The following is a 21,282-nucleotide window of genomic DNA, read 5'->3' on the forward strand; positions in this document are numbered from 1 at the left end:
GGTCCTGAACCAAAACCTGTCTTTTGCATACCAATTCATGCAGGATATGTCTAAAAACAGTTTCGCGAATACAAGGAGGCTTCGGTTTTGCTGGTCGGAACCGAACGGAGAGGAAATAATTGCCGATGACGCCTGATGTGCGCCCGCTCGTTGCCGGAAACTGGAAGATGAACGGCACCCGCGAGTTCCTGACCGAAATCAAAACCATTGCCGACGGCGTGATGGGGCCGTTGTCGGAGAAGGTCGATACGCTGATCTGCCCGCCGGCGACGCTGCTTTATGTCGCAACCGCATTGTCGACCGACAGCCCGCTGGAGATCGGCGGCCAGGACTGCCACCAGAACCCATGCGGCGCCCACACCGGTGACATTTCCGCGGAGATGATCGCCGACTGCTTCGGCACCTATGTGATCGTCGGACATTCCGAACGCCGTGCGGACCATGCCGAGACCGACCATCTGGTCCGCGCCAAGGCGGAGGCCGCCTATGCGGCCGGCCTGACTGCAATCGTCTGCATCGGCGAAACCGGTGACGAACGCGACGCCTACCAGACCCTCGACATCCTGAAACGCCAGATTTTCGGCTCGCTGCCCCAGTCGGCAAACTCCGAAAACACCGTTGTCGCCTATGAACCGATCTGGGCGATCGGCACGGGATTGACGCCGACAGTCGAGGACATCGAAATCGCCCATGCCTTCATGCGGGCAGAACTCATCAAGCGGTTCGGCGACGAGGGCAGGGTGATGCGCATCCTCTATGGCGGTTCCGTGAAGCCGGGCAATGCCCGGCAGTTGATGGGCGTCGAGAATGTCGATGGCGCACTGATCGGCGGCGCGAGCTTGAAAGCCGAGGACTTTCTCGCCATCTATCGGGTCTATGAGGGACTGACGGCCTAAAGCTTTTTGATAAGGGCTTGGAATGCACGCGAGCCTCATGTAAAGAGCCGCCAATCTTCTTCTATTGCCTCGTCGAGGGGCAGGGATCTTTAATTCATGCAGACCGTTCTGATCGTTATTCATCTCATGATCGTGCTGGCGCTCGTCGGCGTCGTGCTGATCCAGCGCTCCGAAGGCGGCGGGCTCGGCATCGGCGGAGGCTCCGGCTTCATGTCGGCACGCGGCACCGCCAATGCGCTGACCCGCACGACCGCCATCCTCGCGACGCTGTTCTTCATCACCTCGCTGGCACTCGGTATCCTGGCCCGGTACGAATCCCGCCCGAGCGACATCCTGAACCGCATCCCGCAAAGCCTGCAGGGCACGGGCGGCGGCATTCTCGACCAGCTCGGCCCGGCACCGGCACCCGCTCCGGCAGGCAACGGCGTTCCGTCCGGTTCCGGCGCATCCGCTCCGGCAACCCCGGCGACCGGTGCTGCCCCTGCAACGCCCGCTCCTGCGGCCCCCGCTACCGGTTCGGCCCCCGCCGCTCCGGCTGCGCCGACGGGTGTTCCGACCGGCCAGTAAGGCTCGACCAACGTTTCAAGCTCCGGCAGGCCAAAAGCCTGCCGGTTTTATTTTGTGAAGATTCCACAGCCGTTTTTATAAAGCAGACGATTTGGGCTGGCGGAATCACCAATGAAAAGGTATCCGGTGAATCCCATGGCGCGATATGTATTCATAACTGGCGGCGTGGTTTCTTCCCTCGGAAAAGGAATTGCGGCCGCGGCACTCGGAGCTTTGTTACAAGCACGAGGTTACCGGGTTCGGCTGAGGAAGCTCGATCCTTATCTCAACGTCGATCCGGGCACGATGAGCCCGACGCAGCATGGCGAGGTTTTCGTCACCGACGACGGGGCGGAAACAGACCTCGATCTCGGTCATTACGAGCGCTTCACGGGGCGTTCGGCGACGAAGACCGACAACATCACCACGGGTCGCATCTACAAGAACATCATCGACAAGGAACGCCGCGGCGACTATCTCGGCGCGACTGTCCAGGTGATCCCGCACGTCACCAACGAGATCAAGGATTTCGTCACCGAAGGCAATGACGACTACGATTTCGTCATCTGCGAGATCGGCGGCACGGTCGGTGATATCGAGGCGATGCCGTTCATGGAGGCGATCCGCCAGCTCGGCAACGATTTGCCGCGCGGCACCGCGATCTACCTCCACCTGACGCTGATGCCGTTCATTCCGGCCGCCGGCGAACTGAAGACCAAGCCGACCCAGCACTCCGTCAAGGAACTGCAGGCGATGGGGATCGCCCCCGACATCCTCCTGGTACGGGCCGACCGGGAAATCCCGGAAGCCGAACGCCGCAAGCTGTCGCTGTTCTGCAACGTGCGTCCGTCCGCCGTCATCCAGGCGCTCGACGTCGCCAATATCTACGACGTGCCGATGGCCTATCACAAGGAAGGCCTCGACAACGAGGTGCTCGCCGCCTTCGGCATCGAGCCGGCCCCCAAGCCGCGCCTCGAAGCCTGGGAAGAGGTTTGCAACCGCATCCGCACGCCGGAAGGCGAAGTGACGATCGCGATCGTCGGCAAGTACACCGGCCTCAAGGACGCCTACAAGTCGCTGATCGAAGCGCTGCACCACGGCGGTATCGCCAACCATGTCAAGGTAAACCTCGAGTGGATCGAATCGGAGATCTTCGAGAAGGAAGATCCGGCGCCCTGGCTCGAAAAGGTGCATGGCATCCTGGTGCCGGGCGGTTTCGGCGAGCGCGGTTCGCAGGGCAAGATCCATGCGGCGCGCTTTGCGCGCGAGCGCAAGGTGCCGTATTTCGGCATCTGCTTCGGCATGCAGATGGCGGTCATCGAGGCAGCCCGCAACCTAGCCGGCATCGAGAAGGCATCGTCGACGGAATTCGGCCCCGCCAAGGAGCCGGTGGTCGGCCTGATGACCGAATGGGTGAAGGGCAACGAGCTCGAAGTCCGCTCGGCGGCCGGCGACCTCGGCGGCACGATGCGCCTCGGTGCCTACAAGGCGGCGCTCAAGAAGGACACCAAGATCGCCGAGATCTACGGCTCGACCGATATTTCCGAGCGTCACCGTCACCGTTACGAGGTGAATATCGACTACAAGGACCGGCTGGAAAATTGCGGCCTGGTCTTCTCGGGCATGTCGCCGGACGGCGTCCTGCCGGAGACGATCGAATATCCGGACCATCCGTGGTTCATCGGCGTCCAGTACCATCCGGAGCTGAAGAGCCGGCCGCTCGATCCGCATCCGCTGTTTGCAAGCTTCATCGAAGCGGCGCTGGAACAGAGCCGCCTCGTTTGAGGACATCCGACAAAAGGCAGGGTCACGCACCCTGCCTTTTTGCTATCGGGCGGAGATGTTCCGTTTTTCGCACTGGCGGCATTGCTGCGACATCCCCTATGCTCGCCGGAATTGTTCTTTTCATTTCAGCGGTGCGACATGGGTATTTTTGACAGATTTTCTCTTGAGGGGCGCGTGGCGCTCGTCACCGGCAACGGTCGCGGGCTTGGCCTGCAGATGGCGAAGGCCCTGGCGGAGGCCGGCGCGCATGTCGTGCTCAGCGGCCGATCGAGCGACACGCTCGAACGGGCCGTGGCTTCGATCGCCAGCGCGGGCGGCAAGGCGAGTGCCGCCGCCTTCGATGTCGCGGATCTCGATGCCGGACGGGAGGTAATCGCCAGGCTTCACGCGGATCATGGCCGGCTGGATATCCTGATCAACAATGTCGGTGCCCGCGACCGGCGTGTGTTTGCGGCGTTCAGCGATGCCGAAATCCTGGACCTGATCCAGACCGACCTGCTCTCCGCGATTGCCCTGTCTCGCGGTGCCGCTGACATCATGAAGGCGCAGGGCCATGGCCGTCTCATCTCGATCACGTCGATCATCGGCAGCATGGCACGCCCGGGCGACGCCATCTATCCCATCGCCAAACAGGGGCTGACCGGTCTGGTCCGGAGCCTTGCGGCCGAATACGGCCCGTTCGGCGTCACCAGCAATGCGATTGCGCCGGGAATGTTCGCCACCGAGACCAATGCGGGGATTTCCGCAGATCCCGAGATGATCGCCTTCATGCGCCGGCGCGTGCCGCTACAGCGGTGGGGCAAGCCCGAAGAAATCGCCGGTGCCGCGCTGTTCCTGGCAAGCGACGCCGGCTCCTTCGTCAACGGCCATGTGCTGACCATCGACGGCGGCATGTCGATACAGATGTGATCGCAGGTCACGCCGCCCGCGGCAGCGGGCCGACATAGACCGAACGCGGGCGGATCAGCCGGCCTTCCAGCGCCTGCTCGCGCGCGTGGGCGATCCAGCCAACCGTGCGGCCGATGGCAAAGACACCGGTGAAGGATTCTCGCGGGAATTTCAGCGCGTCGAGCAGCAGGGCGGTGTAGAATTCCACGTTGACGTCGAGCGGCCGGTCGGGCTTGCGCTCCCTGAGGATGGCAAGCGCTGCCTGTTCCACCGCCTCGGCAAGCCGGATCCGATCGAGATCCACCTGACCGGTGGCGACAAGCGGTCGCAAAGCATGTTTCAGCGCATCGGCGCGCGGGTCGCGAACGCGGTAGATGCGATGGCCGAAGCCCATCAGCCGCTCGCCGCGGTCGAGCGCATCGGCAAGCCACGGTTTGGCGTTCTCCTGCGTGCCGATGGCATCCAGCATGTTGAGTACGGGTCCAGGCGCGCCGCCATGCAGCGGGCCTTTCAGCGCACTGATCGCCGCAAGCACGCTGGAGGTAAGGCCCGCCTTGGTCGAGGCGACGACGCGCGAGGCGAAGGTCGAGGCGTTGAGACCGTGGTCGGAGATCGTCACCAGATAGGCGTCGAGCGCTGCGACCTGTTCCCGCGTCGGCAGGCGGTCATTCAGCATGGCGAGAATATCGGCGGACTGCGAGAGTGACGGCCTCGGCGCCACGGGTGTCTCCCCCTTCTGGAGCCTCAGCACGGCCGACAGGAAGACGGCAGGAGCGGCGAGCAGGTGCAGGGCCGTTTCGAGATTCTCGCCATCCGGCAGCCGCGCGATCAGGGCGCGCATGGCATCGACCGGCGGCAGGTTCAAAAGCGCATCATCCGCGGCACCCACATGCGAAAAAACCTCGGCGCGGGCCTCGCCAAGGCGGATCTTCAGATCGGCCGGGGTGACGGGTTGTTCCAGCAGGCCATCCAGCAGCAGTACGGCAACGCCTTCATAGGTCGCGTGCGAGACGAGCAGGTCGAGAGAGACGCCGCGGATGACGAGGCGGCCCGCTTCCCCGTCCACGTCCGAAAGCCGGGTCTCGGCGGCGATGACATCTTCAAGTCCGTTGTTTTTCATGGGTGTTTCTCCTTTACCTGAAGGATGATCGGACTTAGTCTTATTGACGTCAATCTTGATGCAATCGATCAATATGAACATGCTCTGGATCACAGCCGAAGAGGCGCTTTCCCTCCTCGGGACCAAACCGCAGACGCTCTACGCCAATGTCAGCCGAGGCCGCATCCGGGCGAAGGCGGATCCGGCCGACCCGCGCCGCAGCCTCTACCAGGCCGACGACGTCAAGCGTCTCGCGGAACGCCATGCCGGACGACGCCAATCGGCGGCGGTGGCGGCAGACGCGATCCGCTGGGGTGATCCCGTCCTGCCGACGGCAATCTCGACGATCTCGGGCGGACAGCTTTTCTATCGCGGGCGCGACGCTGTCGAGCTTTGCGGGCATGCGACGCTGGAGGAGGTGGCCGCGCTGCTCTGGGACACGGAAAGCGTGCACGTCGCGGCGGGCGGGGCAGGGCAAGGCGAATCCACCCGCATGTCGGCCGCCTTTGCCGGGCTTGCGGCCCGCGTCATGGGCGACCTGCCGGCGCTCCACCGGAAACCTTTCATCCTGCGCGCCGAAGCAGCCGACGTGCTCTCGACCGCAGCCATGGCGCTCGCGCCCTGGCCGGAGCGGCTGCCGCTGCATGAGCGGCTGGCGTTCGGCTGGCGGCGTCCCGATGCGGCCGAGCCGATCCGCAAGGCACTGGTGCTGGCGGCCGAACACGAGCTCAATGTTTCAGCCTTTGCGGCGCGCGTGACGGCGTCGTCGGGCGCCGCACTCTCTGCCGCGGCGCTCTCGGGCCTTGCAACACTCACGGGCCCGCGGCATGGCGGCGCGTGGATCAGTGTCACGACGCTCGTGGAAAAGGCGGCATCGGTCGGGGTGCGCGAGGCGATCCGCGGCATGCTGTCCTCGGAAGGCGTCGTCAGGCCCTTCGGCCATCGGCTCTATCCGCACGGCGATCCACGGGCGCGGGCGCTGATGGCGAGTTTCGAAGCGCCGCAGCTCTATGGCTTGCTTGCGGAGGCTGGTGAGGACCTGCTCGGCGAACCGATCAATATCGATTTCGCGCTGGCAGCACTTGCCGCGACCTTCGAGCTTCCGGAAGACGCACCGCTCGTCATCTTCGCGCTTTCCCGGACTGCTGGCTGGCTCGCGCATGCCATGGAGCAGGTCGAAAGCGGACACCTGATCCGGCCGAGGGCCCGCTATGCCGGGCCGGGCGGCGATTCCGGTGTATAGCCGGCCGCAAAAGCTGACGGTCTTTCATGCCGCCATGACAGTGTGACGGAAACTCTTCTATTCTCGCATGCGAATCAGGATGGGCACCGCAATGTTGGGCAGCGATTTTAGCTTGAGTTTGAGCCTTTTCGTGGCGCAGGGCCGCGAACGGACAACCGCTGAGTTCTACAAGAACGTATTCGGTGCCACGGAAACGAATTCCTATGAAATGCTGCGGCTGACGATGATCGAGCTGCAGCTTGGATCGATCGGCATCGTCGTCTGCGGATCCGACCCTGAAAGAGAGTCGGCGCCTTCCTATCAGGGGCCTTACCATCCAAAAAACGACGGTGCCGTCAGCACCATCTTCCAGCTGACCGTGCCGGATGTCGAAGGCGTCGTCGAGGCGGCGTTCGAATTCGGCGGCATGATGCGCGACCGGATCCAGACGGACATGAACGGCCGTCAGGTGGCGTCTATCTTCGATCCCGCAGGCCATGTCTGGGTGCTGATCGAGCGCGGGCAGGACGAGGAATAGTTTCGTCTTGGCAGCTCGGCTCGATCAACGGATGTCACGGTAGGCGGCAAGTGCCCGGCCACGGGCAAAACCATGATCGACGATCGGCTTGGGATAGGTCTTGCCAAGCTCGATGCCCGCCTTTTCCAGCACATGCTCCGGCGCTTCGAAAGGCTTGTGGACGTATTTGCGATCCAGCCTTGCCAGTTCCGGCACATGTTCCCGAACGTAATCGCCATCCGGATCGAATTTCTCGCCCTGCAGGACAGGGTTGAAGATCCGGAAGAACGGCGAGGCATCCGCGCCGGAGCCTGCGACCCATTGCCAGTTGGCGGAATTGTTGGCCGGGTCCGCATCCACCAGCGTGTCGCGGAACCATCTTTCGCCCTTGCGCCAGTCGATCATCAGGTCCTTGATCAGGAAGGACGCGGTGATCATCCGGACGCGGTTGTGCATGAAGCCGGTGCGCCAGAGCTGGCGCATGCCGGCATCGACGATCGGATAGCCGGTCAGGCCCTTCGTCCAAGCACGGTATTCGCTGGCGTCGTATTCCCATTTGAAGCCGTCGAACCTGTCGTCCCAGTTCCTGTCGTGAAGTTCGGGGAATTCGGTCAGCAGATTGTAGCAGAAGTCGCGCCAGGCAAGTTCTCGGCGGAAATGGAGAACATCCTCCGAAGCCCTGAGATGCAGGCCCCGGACGGCATGCCAGATGCGGGCCGGCGAGATTTCTCCCAACGCCAGATGCGGCGAGAGGAGGGAGGTGGCATCGACCGACGGCAGATCGCGGCCGCGCTTGTAGTCATGCAGGTCGCGATCGACGAAATCCGCGAGCCTTTCCCGCGCCCCCGCTTCGCCCGGCGTCCACATTCTCCCAAAGTCCAAAGCCCAATCGGGTTGCTCCGGCAGCAGAGCCCAGTGGTCGAGGTTTTCGGAAGGGGGCAAATGCTCGGATGAGGGGATTTTCGTCGGCGCGTCGATTGGTTCGGTCGGCTCGCCGGCCTTCTGGAGCGCATTCCAGAACGGGGTAAACACCTTGAAGGGGTTGCCGGCACCTGTGCGGATGGACTTTGGCTCGTGCAGGAGCTGTCCGTGGAAGGCTCGGATGGCGATATCGTGTTTCTTCAGTTCGACGGCAATGGCTCGATCGACCAGCGTCCGCTCGTAGGCGCGGTTGACGAAAACGGTTTTCGCCCCGGTCCTGCGGGCGAGATCGGCGAGCACGTCCTCGGCCTTGCCGGAGACAAGGATGAGGTCACTGCCCAGGGACTTCAGCGATGACCTGAGCGCTGCAAGCGAGTGGTGCAGCCACCAGGCCTGCGCGGCACCGAGCGGCCCGATGTTCAGATGTTCCGGTTCTCGGATATAGACCGGGATGACCGGACCGCCGGCCTCGATCGCGGCGTGTAGCGCCGGGTTGTCATCGAGCCGCAGATCCTTGCGGAACCAGAGGAGGGCCGGGGCCGGTTTTTCAAGAGACACGGTCTTCTCCGTCCAGGGCATTTGCTGCCCCAAGGTACGTATCTCAAAAAGGATCGGATCACCGTCAGGGGCGGATCAGCAGGATCGGGCAGGGGGCGCCGGCCGGCAGTTCCGGCGCATGCGCCGGCCGGATGATGAGGCCATCGGATTGGGCGAAGATCTTCATCATCGACGAATCCTGCTTCTCGAACGCCTCGGCGACCAGATTGCCGTCGCGGTCCCTCGTCAGCCTGGCGCGCAGATAGTCCTGGCGCTGGTCGTTGGCGGCCAGCCTGTGTGCCGTGACGCCCTCTACCTCCCGGCGCCTTTCCGGCAGATGCGCGAGCTTGCGGATCAGGGGTTCGAGGAAGAGCAGGCTGGTAACGAGGCTTGCGACCGGATTTCCCGGCAGGCCGAGGACGTGCATATTGCCCAGAGCGCCGACCATCAGCGGTTTTCCCGGACGCATGGCGATGCGCCAGAAATCCAGCTCCATGCCGGCGGCTTTCAGCGTCGCCTGCACGAGGTCGTGATCGCCGACCGAGGCGCCGCCGAGGGTCACCAGCACGTCGGCCCCGGCAGCACGGGCCTTGTCGATCGCCGCGGTGATATCCTCGGGCCCGTCGCGGACGATGCCGAGATCGAGTACCTCGCCGCCATTGTCGCGCACCAGGGCGGAAACGCCGAACGTGTTGGAAGCGATGATCTGCGCTGCTGCGGGTGTCGCACCGGGCGCAACAAGCTCGTCGCCGGTTGCAAGGACTGCCACGCGCGGACGGCGGTAAACGGGGAGCGCGGCATGGTTCATGGCAGCGGCAACCGTCAGATGCGAGAAGTCGAGCACCGTGCCGGACGGCAGGACCGCTTCGCCCTCGACAAAGTCTTGGCCGCGGGGGCGGACATGCCGGCCCTTGACCACTTCGAACTTGGTGCGAATCCGGTTGCCTTCAAGCTTTTCCGCATCTTCCTGGATGAGGATGGAGTCGGCGCCTTCCGGTACCGGCGCGCCGGTGAAGATACGCACGGCCTCGCCCCTGTTCAGCGAGCCTTCGAAAGCGTGGCCGGCGGCGGCTGTGCCGATCACGGTCAGTTCGGAGCCGATCGACGGGGCATCCGCCGCGTTAAGCGCGTAACCGTCCATCGCCGAAGCATGGAAGGGCGGCTGGGTGAGGCGGGCGATCAGCTCGGCGGCGAGTACGCGCCCGTCCGCCTCACCGAGGGCGACGGTTTCCACCGCTTCGATCGGGCTTGCATTGCCGAGAAGGCGGCTCTTCGCTTCGGAAACGGGCAGCAGCGCCATGTCTCAATCCTCCGCGCGGTAGGTTCCGGATTTGCCGCCGGTCTTTTCGAGAAGGCGGATGCCGCCGATCTCCATGGCCCGGTCGACGGCCTTCGCCATGTCGTAGATGGTCAGGCAGGCGACCGAGGCGGCCGTCAATGCTTCCATCTCGACGCCGGTCTTGCCGGTGAGTTTGGCGGTGGCGGTCACCCTGAGCCCTGGAAGGGTCTCGTCCTCGGTTATGTCCACGACCACCTTGGTGAGCATCAGCGGATGGCAGAGCGGGATGAGATCCGAGGTCTTCTTGGCGGCCATGATGCCGGCGAGCCGGGCGGTGCCGATCACATCGCCCTTCTTGGCATTGCCTTCCCGGATCAGCACCAGCGTCTCCGGCAGCATCCGCACGTAACCTTGCGCGGTCGCCGAGCGGGTGGTTTCGGCCTTGTCGCCGACATCGACCATATGCGCCTCGCCGGAAGCGCCGATATGGGTGAGGCCCGTCATTATTCCGCCGCCTGGGCCGCGGCCTCGCCCGTCAGCAGAAGCCGGGTTGCGGCGGCCACGTCGTCCTTGCGCATCAGGCTTTCGCCAACGAGGAAAGTGTTGATGCCGACCTTTTTCAGGCGCTGGCAATCCTCGTGCGTGAAGATGCCGCTTTCGCCGACGAGCAGGCGGTCGGACGGCACCATCGGCGCCAGCCGCTCGCTCGTCTCGAGGCTGAGCTCGAAGGTGCGAAGATTGCGGTTGTTGATGCCGATGAGCGGCGAGGGGAGCTTCAATGCCCGCTCGGTCTCTTCCTCGTCATGCACCTCGATCAGCGCATCCATGCCGAGCTCGGTGGCAACGTCATAAAGCGCGCGCGCCTCATCGTCGGAAAGCGAGGCCATGATCAGCAGGATGCAATCGGCGCCCCAGGCGCGGGCCTCGTGGATCTGGTAGGTCTCGAACATGAAATCCTTGCGCAACGCCGGCAGCGAACAGGCGTTGCGGGCAGCGGTCAGGAACTCCGGCGCGCCCTGAAAACTCGGCCCGTCAGTGAGAACGGAGAGGCAGGTAGCGCCACCGGCTTCGTAGGCCTCGGCGAGCAACGGCGGATCGAAATCCGGGCGGATCAGGCCCTTGGACGGGCTTGCCTTCTTGATCTCGGCGATCAGGCCGAAAGCACCGGCATCCTGCCTGGCCTTCAGCGCGCGATGGAAGCCGCGCGGGGCGGGCTGGTCTGCGGCGCGGGCCTTCAATTCGGCAAGCGGCACGCTCGCCTTCGCGGCCGCGATCTCCTCGCGCTTATAGGCTTCGATCTTCTTGAGGATATCCGTCATGGCCTCAATCCTTGTCGTTCGAGACGGCGACCAGACGGTCGAGGGCCGCAGCCGCTTCGCCGCCGTCCAGCGAGCGGGTGGCAAGCCTCATTCCGTCGGCAATCGTCTCCGCCTTGCCGGCGACGACCAGCGCGGCAGCCGCGTTGCAGAGCGAAATATCGCGATAGGCATTCTTGGCACCCCCGAGCACGCTCCGCAAGGCAGCGGCATTGTGAATGCCGTCGCCGCCCTTGAGCTCGTCGAGCGTTGCCGGCTGCACGCCAAAATCCATCGGGGTCAGTTCGAAGGAACGGATCTTGCCGTCTTCCAGCGCCGTTACCTGAGTAACGCCCGTGGTGGTGATCTCGTCCATGCCGTCGCCATGCACGATCCAGACCGTCTCCGAACCGAGGTCACGCAGGACTTCGGCGATCGGGCCGAGCCATTTGGGCGCGAAGACGCCGAGAAGCTGGCGTTTGGCGCCGGCCGGGTTGGAAAGCGGACCGAGCAGGTTGAAGATCGTCCGCGTGCCGAGCTCGACACGGCTCGGCCCCACATGGCGCATGGCTGCATGATGCATGGAGGCGAACATGAAGCCGATACCGGCCTCGCTGATGCAGCGAGAAATCTGGTCGGGGCTGATTTCCAGGTTGACGCCGAGAACGCCAAGCGTATCGGCCGTGCCGGATTTCGAGCTGAGCGCCCGGTTGCCGTGCTTGGCGACCGGAACGCGGCAGCCGGCGACGATCAGGGATGCCAGCGTGGAGATGTTGTAGGTGCCGAGGCCATCGCCGCCGGTACCAACGATATCGATGGCATCGGCGGGTCCGGAGACCGGCAGCATCTTCGATCGCATCGTCTCGACGGCGCCGGTGATCTCAGCAACCGTCTCGCCGCGGACCCGCAGCGCCATCAGGAAGCCGCCGATCTGCGACGGCGTCGCCTCGCCGGACATCAGGATCTCGAAAGCGCCGCGCGCCTCTTCGTGAGTGAGGCTCTCGCCATTGGCAACCTTGGCAAGCAGGGGTTTCAGCTCAGACATGGTCGACCATCCCTCTGGTTTACTGGAGCATGGCCTGGTCGACGACGGTCTGGTTCACGGACACGCCGTAGCTGTCCTTCAGACTGTTGACCATCTGATCGAGCATGTCGTCACCGGCAGCGTTTGCCATCTGCTGCAGTTGCTGGTCGCCGGAAACCGCGTCCGTCGTCGCCTGGTCAACGGCAACCACTTTCATCAGAAGGCGGCTTTCACTGTCGGAACCGAGGGCGGTCGCCGTGGTGTTGACCGGCCCGGAAAAGGCCGCCGAAATCGCCTCGTTGCCGAAGATCGCATCCTCGGCTCCACGGCGCAGACCCTGCTTGTTCTCGACCGCAACGCCGAGTTCGGCGGCGATGGCGGCAAGCGTCTCGCCCTTGTCGAGGCGGCCCTTGAGTTCGGTCGCCCTGGCGGCAAGCGCCTGGCGCTGCTGTTCGGCGGTCCAGTCGGCAACGGCCTTGTCGCGCACTTCGGCGAGCGGGCGGTCGCGCTCGGGCACGATGTTGCGCACTTCGAACCAGACATAACCGTCATTGCCAAGGCTGACCGGAATGGTGTCGACGCCCGGCTCGGTCCGGAAAACATCGCCGAGCAGCGCGTTGGAAGCCGGCAGTTCGGTGATGCGCTGCTCCTTTTCGTCGCGCCCGGAGGCGTCCGATGTCACGGTGACGGCCTTGAGGTTGAGCGCCTTGGCGGTTTCCTCGAGCGACGTGCCGCCGCTGCGCATGTCCTCGAAACGGTCGTGAACGCTCAGGACCTCCTGGGACGCGGAAGAGACGGCAAGCCGTTTGCGGATATCTTCCTTGACCTCGTCGAAGGAACGCGTCGTCTCCGGGCGGATATTGGTGACGCGCAGGATCACCGGGCCGAAAGTGCCGTCGATGACAGGCGTCGTGCCACCGCTGGCAGCGACCTTGAAGGCCGGTTCGGCAAACGCCGGATCGGGCACATTCTCCTTGGTGAAATCGCCGAGCAGAACGTCCGTTGCCGTCTTGCCCTGATCCTTGATGATCTGGTCAAACGTGGCGGTGCCGTCCTTCAGCTGCGTCGCGGCCGCCTGCGCCATTTCCTTGTTGGGGAAGGGGAGCTGCTCGATGGTGCGCGTCTCGTGCGTCTTGAAGCTGTCCTTGCGCTTTTCATAATCGGCGCGCGCTGCCTCGTCGGTGATCGAAGACGCGTCGGCGATATCGCCCGGCTGCAGCTTCACATAGGCAAAGGTGCGGTATTCAGGTGCGCGGTAGCGGGTCTTCACGCCTTCGAACCAGGCAGCGAGCACATCGTTTGCCGGCGCCTTGACCGGATCGATATTGGCGTTGGACAGAAGGATATAGTCGATCGTGCGGGTTTCGTCGCGATAGCTCTTCAAGGCATCGACCAGCACCTTCGGCGGCTGAAAACCGTCCGAAACCGCCTCGACGATCTGGCTGCGGACCGCGACCTTGCTGCGCTCCTTGATGTAGTCGTCTTCGCGGATACCGGCGTTGCGCAGGCGAGAGGTGAAGAGGTTCCGGTCGAACTGGCCGTTGACGCCCTTGAAGGCCGGATCCTCGGCGATCAGGTTGGCGAGGCGGTCCTCCGAAAGGCCGAGATTCATGTCGTCGGAAAGCTGATCGAGTGCGGCACCCGCTGCGAGCTGGGTGAAGACCTCGTTCTGGATGCCGAAGGCGCGGGCCTGCTCGGCCGTCAGCTGCGTGCCGAACTGGCGACTGAGATTGGCGATCTGCCGCTGGTAGGCAAGGCGGAATTCCTCGCTCGAAATCTGCTGCTCCCCGACGGTCATCACCGTGTTGCCGCCGGTCGTCACCAGCGAGTGAGAAACACCCCAGATGGCAAACGAGGCAACCAGAAGCAGGAGAAGCGACTTGGCAACCCAGGAGCGGGCGGCGTTTCTGAGGGAATCAAGCATCGATCAACATACCTTGCGAACAGTCCTGCCGCCCGGAAAAGGCGGATTGAAGGACTGTCTCTAAATCAAACCGAGATAGAAATGAAGGCATGCCGGCGGAAAAGCGAAAACCTCTCGTTCAGGCGCGTCTGGCGGTCTTCACAATTGACGAAGTCGGCCCCGCATCCAGCCGCTCGGCCAAGGCTCTGGCGTCCCGCGGCGCGCGTACCTTCACATCGTTGTCGAAGTAAACGTAGACATCCCGGCCATGCGCGCGCGACGGTGAGGGTGGCCCGGCACGTTCGGCTTCCTTCGGGTCACGGCCCTTCGCCCATTGACGGATGAGCTGCGCCCAGCGGTCGAGCGCCTCGTCATCGTAGCCGCTGACATACAACTGTTCGGAACCGTGCAGGCGGCAATAGACGAAATCGGCCGTGAGATCCATCAGCAGCGGCCATTCGACCGTATCTGCAACGACAAGGCCGACCTTGTAGTGACGCAACAGGTCGATGAAATCCTGCGAGCGAAAGCTGTCATGGCGGATTTCCAGCGCGTGGCGGATCGGGCGGTCCGCATCGGTTTCGACATGGGCGCGACCGTTAAGACGCGAGTCGTGGCGTCCGGCGAGTTCCGCGGCATTTCCCGTGGTCTTCGGCAGCAGCTTCAGAAAGGGCTCGAAACGTTCCGGCGAGAATTTTATCCGCGGGGGAAACTGCCAGAGAATCGGGCCGAGCTTCTTGCCGAGCCTGAGGACGCCGGACGCCAGGAAATTGGCGAGCGGCGTCTCGATGTCGGTGAGGCGGCGCATATGGGTTATGTAGCGCGACCCTTTGACGGCGAAGACGAAGTCGTCGGGCGTCGCGTCGTACCAGGCGGCAAAGCTCTGCGGCCGCTGAAGCCCGTAGAAGGTGCCGTTGATCTCGATCGAGCGGAAATGTTCGGCGGCATAGGCCAGCTCCTGCTTCTGCGGTAGTCCTTCGGGATAAAACACGCCGCGCCAGGGTTTGTAGGTCCAGCCTGAAATGCCGATCCGGATATCGCCCGACTGCTTCTTCATCGCACCACCTGATGTCATGGTGATCCGAATAGATTCGCAGAGCGGTGGTTCCGGAATAGGCTTACTTCGTGAAGATGAAGAAGGCTCCGAGCGCAATGAAGCCGAAGCCGACGATCTGCTTCCAATGGATCGGCTCGCCGAGATACAGCACGGAGAAGATCACGAACACCGAGAGCGTGATGATTTCCTGAATGGTCTTCAGCTGCGCGGCGTTGAAATAGCCGTAGCCGATACGGTTGGCCGGCACCTGGGCACAATATTCGAAAAAGGCGATGCCCCAGCTTACCAGGATGACCAGATAAAGCGGCTTGCTCTCAAATTTCAGGTGCCCATACCAGGCGAACGTCATGAAGACGTTGGACAGAATGAGAAGGCCGATGGTGAGGAGGGGCGTGGCGCTTGCGAACATGATGGGAGAATCCGTGAGGGCTGCTGATGCGCTACGGCAAGCACGTTCGCACGACAAACACAAGCCGGCTGGTTGGGTAGGGTGCTGACGGGCAAGCGCGCGAGAGGCTCGGACGATGTCGGACTGCGGCTGCGATTTCGCGGCAGGCAGTGCGTCTCGACGAGCGTTCGCTGCAAAGATAGGCTTGGGAACGACGCCTTCGCTTGCTTGAACTTTTCAAGCCGGATTGCAGCTAGAATGCCGCTGCACGAGGGTCACGAGATTGCCGCACGTCTTCGCAAGGTCCCAGCGCGCCAGCCTTCATGTCCGGGCGCCAGGACGGCACGGCAGGATTTAGTGAAGTGTTTCGGGGCGGACTTCTTCTTCCAGAATGCGGAAGGCCTCATAGAGCGCCTCGACCAGGATATCGGTCAACTTGTCGGCATCGTTGTCCTGGAGAAACAGCGCGAGCGACTGTTCGGACGGCTGGTGGGTATTGGCTTCGTTCGACATATCATTGTCCTCAGTCTGAACCGGAATCATTCCGGATGAGGCCGACGTTAGAGACGCTCGCTTGCGCCGGGCTTGACAAAGAGGCACGCCGTTTAGGATGCCTCAGCGAGAGGGAACGGGCCTCCGTCGGTAACGTTCCCTAAAAAAACGGCTATGCAGGTCGCGCTCGCTGATCGCAATCAATCCCATCTGCAATCTCCCAGACATCGTTCAGACCCGGGGAGAGTGACATTCCAACTTTGCAGACACAGGACACTTTAACTTTGCGGCCACACACAAAAATTGCATAAGATAGATTATGGAACTATTCGATTTACGGGAAACCCTGCGAACCGGGGATTTGTGACCGCTCCACCACTCCGCTCGCGATCAGAGATCGACGGCAATCTCGAATGCCAGACCGTCATAGGCCGGTTCGACATGCGGCGGCGTTTCCGCCATCACCGTGTCGTAGTCGAGCGGAAGATGCATATGTGTCAGAACAGCGTGCTTCGGCGCCAATTTCGCGATCCATTCGAGCGCCTGTTCGAGCGACAGATGGCTCGGGTGATATCTGTATTGCAGCGTATCGATGATCAGGATATCGAGCCCGCCGAGCCTCGATACGCTCTCAGGCGGAAAATCGCTGACGTCGCTGCAATAGGCCACGTCGCCGATCCTGAAACCCAGCGAATGGATGTCGCCATGCACCTGCAGATGCGGCAGGAAACGGATCGGACCACCCGGCCCGTCTATCACGATCGGCTCGTCCATGGTCTCGATCAGGAACGGCCGGACGATCGGCGGATAATTACCGCCGGGCGGCGTTTCCAGGCAATAGCCAAACCCCTGGCGGATCCGGTCCATGGTGAACGGATCGGCATGGATCGGGATGCGATGGTGCTGCAGGATGAAATAGCCGCGCAAATCGTCGATGCCGTGCAGATGGTCCGCATGCGCGTGGGTATAAAGAACGGCATCGACGCGCTGCACATTGGCGGCGATCATCTGCTCGCGAAAATCCGGGCCGGTATCGACCACCACCACGGTGCTGCCGCCGTCGGGCGCGATCTGCTCGACCATGAAGGCGGCACGCGTGCGGCGGTTCTTCGGGTTTGCCGGGTCGCATGCGCCCCAGTCGCCATTCAGCCGCGGCACGCCCGGCGACGAAGAGCAGCCAAGAATGGTGAAGCGCCGCCTATACCTCGCCACAGGTCAGAGCCTCGGCATCTTGGAGAAGATGCGGAACGCGTTCTCCGTGGTGATCCGGGCGATTTCCTCATAAGTGACGCCCATGCATTCGGCGAGCACTTCTGCGGTATTGACCACATAGGAAGGCTCGTTGCGCTTGCCGCGCCAACGTTTTGGCGCCAGATACGGTGCGTCGGTCTCGACCAGCAGCCGGTCGAGTGGCACGGTTTTCGCAATCGCGCGCAGGTCTTCCGATTTCGGGAATGTCAGGATGCCGGAGAACGAGACGTAACCGCCGAGCTCCACACCGATCCGGGCAAGGTCGGCACCCGACGAGAAGCAGTGAAGGATGAAAGGGAAGGCCCCCTTCCCGCTTTCGCTCGTCAGGATCTCGGCCATGTCATCGTCGGCGCTGCGGCTGTGAATGACCAGCGGCAGCCCGGTTTCGCGGGCCGCCGCGATATGGCGGATCAGCCCGGTCTTCTGGTCGGCCGGTGTCTGCGTGTCGTAGAAATAGTCGAGCCCGGCCTCGCCGATCGCGACGATCTTTTCATGCGCATGGGCCAGCCGAACCAGGTCTTCGGTCTGGATGTCCAGTTCCTCGCCGGCATTGTTCGGATGCGTGCCAACCGAGCAGAAGACCGAGGGATATTGCTCGGTGAGTGCCAGCAGCCCGTCGAGTTTTCGCACGCGCGTCGAAATCGTCACCATCTGGCGGACGCCCGCCTCATGGGCTCGCGACACGATCGCGTCGCGCTCCGCGGCAAAATCGGCAAAATCCAGGTGGCAATGGGTATCGATCAGCATGGGTCAGGCCTTATGCGCTCGCTTCCGGCGCCACATAACGCGGGAAGACCGGCGCCGGCGCTTCGAGCGGCGTGCCGGGCTTCAGGCGGCCGGCCTCGCCGAGCGCCGCGAAATCCCGTTTATCGGCCGCAGAAGCCACCAGGTCGAGCAGCTTTGCCGACGAGTCCGGCATGAACGGCTGCAGCAGAATGGCGATCTGGCGCACGACTTCCGCCGTCACGTAGAGCACCGTGCCCATGCGGGCCGGATCGGTCTTTTTCAGCACCCACGGGGCCTGCGCCGCGAAATAACGGTCCGTCTCGGAAACGATGCCGATGATCGCGGCCAGAGCACGGTTGATGAGCTGCTTGTCCATTTCCTCGCGGCAGACGGCGATCAGGCCGTCGGCGGCCGCAAGCAGTTCCTTGTCGGCGTCGGTGAGCTCGCCCGGTTCCGGAACGTGGCCGTCGCAATTCTTGACGATCATCGACAGCGAGCGGCTGGCAAGGTTGCCGATGCCGTTGGCCAGATCCGCATTGACGCGGGTGGCGATCAGCTGGTCGTTGCAATTGCCGTCCTGGCCGAAGGAAATCTCGCGGCAGAGATAGTAGCGCACATAGTCGAGCCCGAACTTCTCCAGAAGCTCGAACGGATCGACGACATTGCCGACTGACTTCGACATCTTCTCGCCGGCGTTCAGCACGAAGCCGTGGGCAAAGACGCGCTTCGGCAGCGGCAGCTTGGCCGACATCAGGAAGGCCGGCCAGTAGACCGCGTGGAAGCGGATGATGTCCTTGCCGATGACATGCACGTCCGCCGGCCAGTATTTGGCGCGCGGGCCGTTCGGGTCTTCCATGTAGCCGGTCGCGGTGATGTAGTTGGTCAGCGCATCGACCCAGACATACATGACATGCGCCGGATCGTTCGGTACCTTGATACCCCAGTCGAAGGTCGTACGCGATACCGACAGGTCACGCAGGCCGGATTTCACGAACGAGATCACCTCGTTGCGGCGCTCGTTGGGGCCGATGAAATCCGGGTTTTCCTCGTAATGTTTCAGCAGCCTGTCGCCGTATTCGGAGAGCTTGAAGAAGTAGCTGGACTCCTCCACCCATTCCACCGGCGTGCCCTGCGGTCCGTAGCGGACGCCATCGCGCACCGAGGTTTCGTCCTCGGCATAAAACGCCTCGTCGCGCACCGAATACCAGCCGGCATAGGTGTCCTTGTAGATGTCGCCATTGTCGGCCATCCGGTTCCAGATGTTCCTGGAGGCTTCGTGGTGGCGCGGCTCGGTGGTGCGGATGAAATCGTCGTTGGACGCATTGAGCAGCTTGCCCATCGCCCGGAATTCGCCGGAATTGCGCTCGGCAAGCGCTTCCGGCGTAATGCCTTCGGCACGCGCCGTCTGCTGCATCTTCTGGCCGTGCTCGTCCGTACCGGTCAGGAAGAAAACATCCTTGCCGTCGAGGCGCTGGAAGCGCGCCATGGCATCCGTGGCGATCAACTCATAGGCATGGCCGATATGCGGCTTGCCGTTCGGGTAGGAAATCGCGGTGGTGATGTAATAGGGCGTCTTGTCGGACATCGGGGCACTCGTGCACTTGGGATTTGGGGCACTTGGATTTGGATCATGCCGCTCTTAGCGCATGTTTCGCGGATGCGAAACACAAAGTTCCTTATGCAGTTCCCGCCCCCGCCCTCTGGGTCAGCGCCGCGCAGCGTCGAGGATCGACAGGATCGTCTGTTTGCGGTCGAGATTATACGCCTGCGCGATGGTGATCTTCTCGTTCATGTCGCTGACGAGTTTCGCCTGCCGGTCCGCCGTCGAAAGATCGCCGGCAAGGGCTGCACTGCGCGCCTTGTCGATCAGGTGATCGCTCAAATGCTCCAGGAAAAAGCCGAAGATCACTTCGCTGTCCTTGCCGGACAGCACGTCCGCCAACCGGTGCATCGCCTTGCGGGCCGTGGGACCGTCGGCCGCAACCACCTCCTCGAAGGCGGAGATGATCTCGGTGCCGCCATAGTTCAGGAGCTTCAGCGCCTGCGAGACGCTGCCCTTGGACATGCCGAGCACCATCTCCTGCGTCTTGCCGCCGTCAAGCGGAGTGCCAAGGCCTGCGAGCGCCTTCGAAAGGTCCTGGTCACCGAGCGGCGACAACCGCAGCGACTGGCACCTCGAGCGGATCGTCGGCAGCAGTTTGCCCGGCGCATGCGACAGGACCAGGAAGAGCGCCCGCCGCGGCGGTTCCTCGAGGATCTTCAGGATGGCGTTTGCCGCATTGCGGTTGAGGTCGTCGGCGGGATCGATGATGACGATCCGCCAGTTGCCGGTGCCTGACGTCTGGGAGAAGAAATGCCCGGCCCGGCGGACCTCGTCGACCGTAATCGCCGTTTTCGTCTTGCCGGTCTTTTCGTCCACCGGGCGGGAGAGATGCAGCAGGTTATGCGAGGCGCCGGATGCAATCTGCCGGCTGACGGGCGAGTTGGGGTCGGGGTCGGCGAGATGATCGGGCGCCGTTGCCGGATCCGGATGCGAAAGCACGTGGTTGGCGAAACGGAAGGCGAGCGTCGCCTTGCCGATACCTTCAGGCCCTTCGATCAGGATCGCGTGATGGCCCTTGCCCGAACGGTAGCTGCGCGCCAGAAAATCCTCGGCGGCATGATGGCCGTAGAGATGCGGATTGCGCGCCGGCGGCACGGCGCCCTCCAGAATGCCGGCGGCTTCCTCGCTCATCCGACGGATTCCGCGCTGCTCTTCTGGGTAAAGCTCAGTTCTCGCACCAGCGGCTCGACGATCGCAAAGATCTTCGAGGCGATCTCGTCCTCGGACCGCTCGGCATCGACCACGTGGCAGCGTTCCGGTTCCGCCTCGGCGATTTCGAGATAGGCCTCGCGGCGTTTCTCGTGGGTCTCGATCTCCTCGCGCTCGAAGCGGTCGGGCGCGCTGTCGGCGCCGCGCTTGCGGGCGCGTTTCAGGCCGATTTCGGCCGGCAGGTCGAGGATCAGCGTGCAATCCGGCACCACGCCGTTGATCGCCACCCGCTGCAGGGCCTCGATATAGTCAGGTTCGAGATTGCCGGTGACGCCCTGGTAGACGCGCGAGGAATCGATAAACCGGTCGCAGAGCACGATGGCGCCGCTTTCGAGCGCCGGCCGGATCACTTCCTCGACATGGTCGTTGCGGGCGGCGGCAAACAGGATCGCCTCCATCCGCACGCCGAACTCTTCCGCAGCGCCCGAGAGCAGAACGTGGCGCACGGCCTCCGCCCCCGGCGAGCCGCCAGGCTCCCGGGTCATCAGCACATCATGGCCGCGGCGGCGCAGCTGATCCGCCAGCCGGCGAATCTGGGTGGATTTGCCAGCCCCCTCGCCGCCTTCGAAAGTTACGAACAATCCGGAATGTTCTGCCACGCGTCTTTCCGCACTCATTTCAGGCTTCGGTTATAACGCATATGG

21 protein-coding genes are annotated in these 21,282 nt (G+C 63.1%); 6 read left to right on the forward strand and 15 right to left on the reverse strand.

What is annotated here, in order from left to right; all coding sequences use genetic code 11:
• Positions 1-125: 125 nt before the first annotated feature.
• The 4 genes from tpiA (at position 126) to ACSQ8R_RS09145 (ending at position 4,136) form a co-directional block, all read left to right on the forward strand.
• Positions 126-896 carry a triose-phosphate isomerase gene (gene tpiA, locus ACSQ8R_RS09130; protein ID WP_436253048.1) on the forward strand — a complete coding sequence of 257 codons (771 nt, stop codon included), beginning with the start codon at positions 126-128 and terminating at the stop codon, positions 894-896.
• A 96-nt stretch (positions 897-992) separates the two neighbouring features.
• Positions 993-1,463, forward strand: a complete 471-nt coding sequence (gene secG, locus ACSQ8R_RS09135) for a preprotein translocase subunit SecG (RefSeq protein ID WP_436253049.1) — start codon at positions 993-995, stop codon at positions 1,461-1,463.
• A gap of 135 nt (positions 1,464-1,598) precedes the next feature.
• Entirely contained in the window at positions 1,599-3,227 is a 1,629-nt protein-coding gene (locus ACSQ8R_RS09140) for a CTP synthase (RefSeq protein ID WP_436253050.1), read from the forward strand.
• Between the two features lie 138 nt (positions 3,228-3,365).
• Positions 3,366-4,136, forward strand: a complete 771-nt coding sequence (locus tag ACSQ8R_RS09145; protein WP_436253051.1) for an SDR family oxidoreductase — start codon at positions 3,366-3,368, stop codon at positions 4,134-4,136.
• Between the two features lie 7 nt (positions 4,137-4,143).
• Here ACSQ8R_RS09145 and ACSQ8R_RS09150 read toward each other — a convergent pair whose 3' ends face one another.
• A complete protein-coding gene (locus tag ACSQ8R_RS09150; RefSeq protein WP_436253052.1) occupies positions 4,144-5,235 on the reverse strand; it encodes a citrate synthase/methylcitrate synthase in 1,092 nt (363 codons plus the stop codon).
• 79 nt (positions 5,236-5,314) lie between these two features.
• On the opposite strand from ACSQ8R_RS09150, the gene ACSQ8R_RS09155 reads away from it, so the two are divergent.
• Complete coding sequence (locus ACSQ8R_RS09155) at positions 5,315-6,457, forward strand: citrate synthase (protein ID WP_436255425.1); 1,143 nt, start codon at positions 5,315-5,317, stop codon at positions 6,455-6,457.
• Positions 6,458-6,569: 112 nt separating this feature from the next.
• Positions 6,570-6,974, forward strand: coding sequence for a VOC family protein (locus ACSQ8R_RS09160; protein WP_436253053.1), 405 nt, complete (start codon positions 6,570-6,572; stop codon positions 6,972-6,974).
• A 24-nt stretch (positions 6,975-6,998) separates the two neighbouring features.
• Here ACSQ8R_RS09160 and ACSQ8R_RS09165 read toward each other — a convergent pair whose 3' ends face one another.
• The 14 genes from ACSQ8R_RS09165 to tmk all read right to left on the reverse strand — a co-directional run bounded on the left by ACSQ8R_RS09165 (position 6,999) and on the right by tmk (position 21,255).
• Entirely contained in the window at positions 6,999-8,432 is a 1,434-nt protein-coding gene (locus ACSQ8R_RS09165) for a cryptochrome/photolyase family protein (RefSeq protein ID WP_436253054.1), read from the reverse strand.
• Between the two features lie 64 nt (positions 8,433-8,496).
• The gene (locus tag ACSQ8R_RS09170) at positions 8,497-9,711 is read right to left on the reverse strand and encodes a molybdopterin molybdotransferase MoeA (RefSeq protein ID WP_436253055.1); all 1,215 of its coding nucleotides are present in this window, start codon (positions 9,709-9,711) and stop codon (positions 8,497-8,499) included.
• Between the two features lie 3 nt (positions 9,712-9,714).
• On the reverse strand, positions 9,715-10,194 hold the full coding sequence (gene moaC / locus ACSQ8R_RS09175; RefSeq protein ID WP_436253056.1) for a cyclic pyranopterin monophosphate synthase MoaC: 480 nt from the start codon (positions 10,192-10,194) through the stop codon (positions 9,715-9,717).
• The gene (gene trpC, locus ACSQ8R_RS09180) at positions 10,194-11,009 is read right to left on the reverse strand and encodes an indole-3-glycerol phosphate synthase TrpC (RefSeq protein ID WP_436253057.1); all 816 of its coding nucleotides are present in this window, start codon (positions 11,007-11,009) and stop codon (positions 10,194-10,196) included. The genes moaC and trpC overlap by 1 nt, the downstream gene beginning before the upstream one ends.
• A gap of 4 nt (positions 11,010-11,013) precedes the next feature.
• Positions 11,014-12,030: an anthranilate phosphoribosyltransferase gene (gene trpD, locus ACSQ8R_RS09185; protein WP_436253058.1), complete on the reverse strand. Its 1,017-nt coding sequence runs from the start codon at positions 12,028-12,030 to the stop codon at positions 11,014-11,016.
• Positions 12,031-12,049: 19 nt separating this feature from the next.
• Complete coding sequence (locus ACSQ8R_RS09190; protein ID WP_436253059.1) at positions 12,050-13,933, reverse strand: SurA N-terminal domain-containing protein; 1,884 nt, start codon at positions 13,931-13,933, stop codon at positions 12,050-12,052.
• Positions 13,934-14,051: 118 nt separating this feature from the next.
• Positions 14,052-14,969: a DUF72 domain-containing protein gene (locus ACSQ8R_RS09195; RefSeq protein ID WP_436253060.1), complete on the reverse strand. Its 918-nt coding sequence runs from the start codon at positions 14,967-14,969 to the stop codon at positions 14,052-14,054.
• Between the two features lie 61 nt (positions 14,970-15,030).
• Positions 15,031-15,378 (reverse strand): DMT family protein, encoded by a 348-nt coding sequence (locus tag ACSQ8R_RS09200; RefSeq protein WP_210009460.1) that lies wholly within the window; start codon positions 15,376-15,378, stop codon positions 15,031-15,033.
• A gap of 333 nt (positions 15,379-15,711) precedes the next feature.
• Complete coding sequence (locus ACSQ8R_RS09205; RefSeq protein WP_436253061.1) at positions 15,712-15,870, reverse strand: hypothetical protein; 159 nt, start codon at positions 15,868-15,870, stop codon at positions 15,712-15,714.
• A gap of 369 nt (positions 15,871-16,239) precedes the next feature.
• Positions 16,240-17,061: an MBL fold metallo-hydrolase gene (locus tag ACSQ8R_RS09210; RefSeq protein ID WP_436253062.1), complete on the reverse strand. Its 822-nt coding sequence runs from the start codon at positions 17,059-17,061 to the stop codon at positions 16,240-16,242.
• Positions 17,062-17,064: 3 nt separating this feature from the next.
• Positions 17,065-17,847, reverse strand: a complete 783-nt coding sequence (locus tag ACSQ8R_RS09215) for a TatD family hydrolase (RefSeq protein ID WP_436253063.1) — start codon at positions 17,845-17,847, stop codon at positions 17,065-17,067.
• 10 nt (positions 17,848-17,857) lie between these two features.
• A complete protein-coding gene (gene metG, locus ACSQ8R_RS09220; RefSeq protein WP_436253064.1) occupies positions 17,858-19,411 on the reverse strand; it encodes a methionine--tRNA ligase in 1,554 nt (517 codons plus the stop codon).
• 120 nt (positions 19,412-19,531) lie between these two features.
• Positions 19,532-20,560, reverse strand: a complete 1,029-nt coding sequence (locus ACSQ8R_RS09225) for a DNA polymerase III subunit delta' (protein ID WP_436253065.1) — start codon at positions 20,558-20,560, stop codon at positions 19,532-19,534.
• Entirely contained in the window at positions 20,557-21,255 is a 699-nt protein-coding gene (gene tmk / locus ACSQ8R_RS09230) for a dTMP kinase (RefSeq protein ID WP_436253066.1), read from the reverse strand. Before tmk ends, ACSQ8R_RS09225 begins: the two co-directional genes overlap by 4 nt.
• Positions 21,256-21,282 lie beyond the last annotated feature (27 nt).

This window comes from Neorhizobium sp. LjRoot104 (assembly GCF_964253725.1).
Taxonomy (GTDB): Bacteria; Pseudomonadota; Alphaproteobacteria; order Rhizobiales; family Rhizobiaceae; genus Neorhizobium.

What these genes read in the sequence shown, in the direction of transcription:
- secG (WP_436253049.1), top strand. Translation starts at nt 993, where the DNA reads ATGCAGACCGTTCTGATCGTTATTCATCTCATGATCGTGCTGGCGCTC.
- ACSQ8R_RS09140 (WP_436253050.1), top strand. Translation starts at nt 1,599, where the DNA reads ATGGCGCGATATGTATTCATAACTGGCGGCGTGGTTTCTTCCCTCGGA.
- ACSQ8R_RS09150 (WP_436253052.1), bottom strand. Translation starts at nt 5,235, where the DNA reads ATGAAAAACAACGGACTTGAAGATGTCATCGCCGCCGAGACCCGGCTT.
- tmk (WP_436253066.1), bottom strand. Translation starts at nt 21,255, where the DNA reads ATGAGTGCGGAAAGACGCGTGGCAGAACATTCCGGATTGTTCGTAACT.
- ACSQ8R_RS09205 (WP_436253061.1), bottom strand. Translation starts at nt 15,870, where the DNA reads ATGTCGAACGAAGCCAATACCCACCAGCCGTCCGAACAGTCGCTCGCG.
- ACSQ8R_RS09170 (WP_436253055.1), bottom strand. Translation starts at nt 9,711, where the DNA reads ATGGCGCTGCTGCCCGTTTCCGAAGCGAAGAGCCGCCTTCTCGGCAAT.
- ACSQ8R_RS09145 (WP_436253051.1), top strand. Translation starts at nt 3,366, where the DNA reads ATGGGTATTTTTGACAGATTTTCTCTTGAGGGGCGCGTGGCGCTCGTC.
- ACSQ8R_RS09225 (WP_436253065.1), bottom strand. Translation starts at nt 20,560, where the DNA reads ATGAGCGAGGAAGCCGCCGGCATTCTGGAGGGCGCCGTGCCGCCGGCG.
- tpiA (WP_436253048.1), top strand. Translation starts at nt 126, where the DNA reads ATGACGCCTGATGTGCGCCCGCTCGTTGCCGGAAACTGGAAGATGAAC.
- ACSQ8R_RS09190 (WP_436253059.1), bottom strand. Translation starts at nt 13,933, where the DNA reads ATGCTTGATTCCCTCAGAAACGCCGCCCGCTCCTGGGTTGCCAAGTCG.
- trpC (WP_436253057.1), bottom strand. Translation starts at nt 11,009, where the DNA reads ATGACGGATATCCTCAAGAAGATCGAAGCCTATAAGCGCGAGGAGATC.
- ACSQ8R_RS09200 (WP_210009460.1), bottom strand. Translation starts at nt 15,378, where the DNA reads ATGTTCGCAAGCGCCACGCCCCTCCTCACCATCGGCCTTCTCATTCTG.
- trpD (WP_436253058.1), bottom strand. Translation starts at nt 12,030, where the DNA reads ATGTCTGAGCTGAAACCCCTGCTTGCCAAGGTTGCCAATGGCGAGAGC.
- moaC (WP_436253056.1), bottom strand. Translation starts at nt 10,194, where the DNA reads ATGACGGGCCTCACCCATATCGGCGCTTCCGGCGAGGCGCATATGGTC.
- metG (WP_436253064.1), bottom strand. Translation starts at nt 19,411, where the DNA reads ATGTCCGACAAGACGCCCTATTACATCACCACCGCGATTTCCTACCCG.
- ACSQ8R_RS09155 (WP_436255425.1), top strand. Translation starts at nt 5,315, where the DNA reads ATGCTCTGGATCACAGCCGAAGAGGCGCTTTCCCTCCTCGGGACCAAA.
- ACSQ8R_RS09215 (WP_436253063.1), bottom strand. Translation starts at nt 17,847, where the DNA reads ATGCTGATCGATACCCATTGCCACCTGGATTTTGCCGATTTTGCCGCG.
- ACSQ8R_RS09195 (WP_436253060.1), bottom strand. Translation starts at nt 14,969, where the DNA reads ATGAAGAAGCAGTCGGGCGATATCCGGATCGGCATTTCAGGCTGGACC.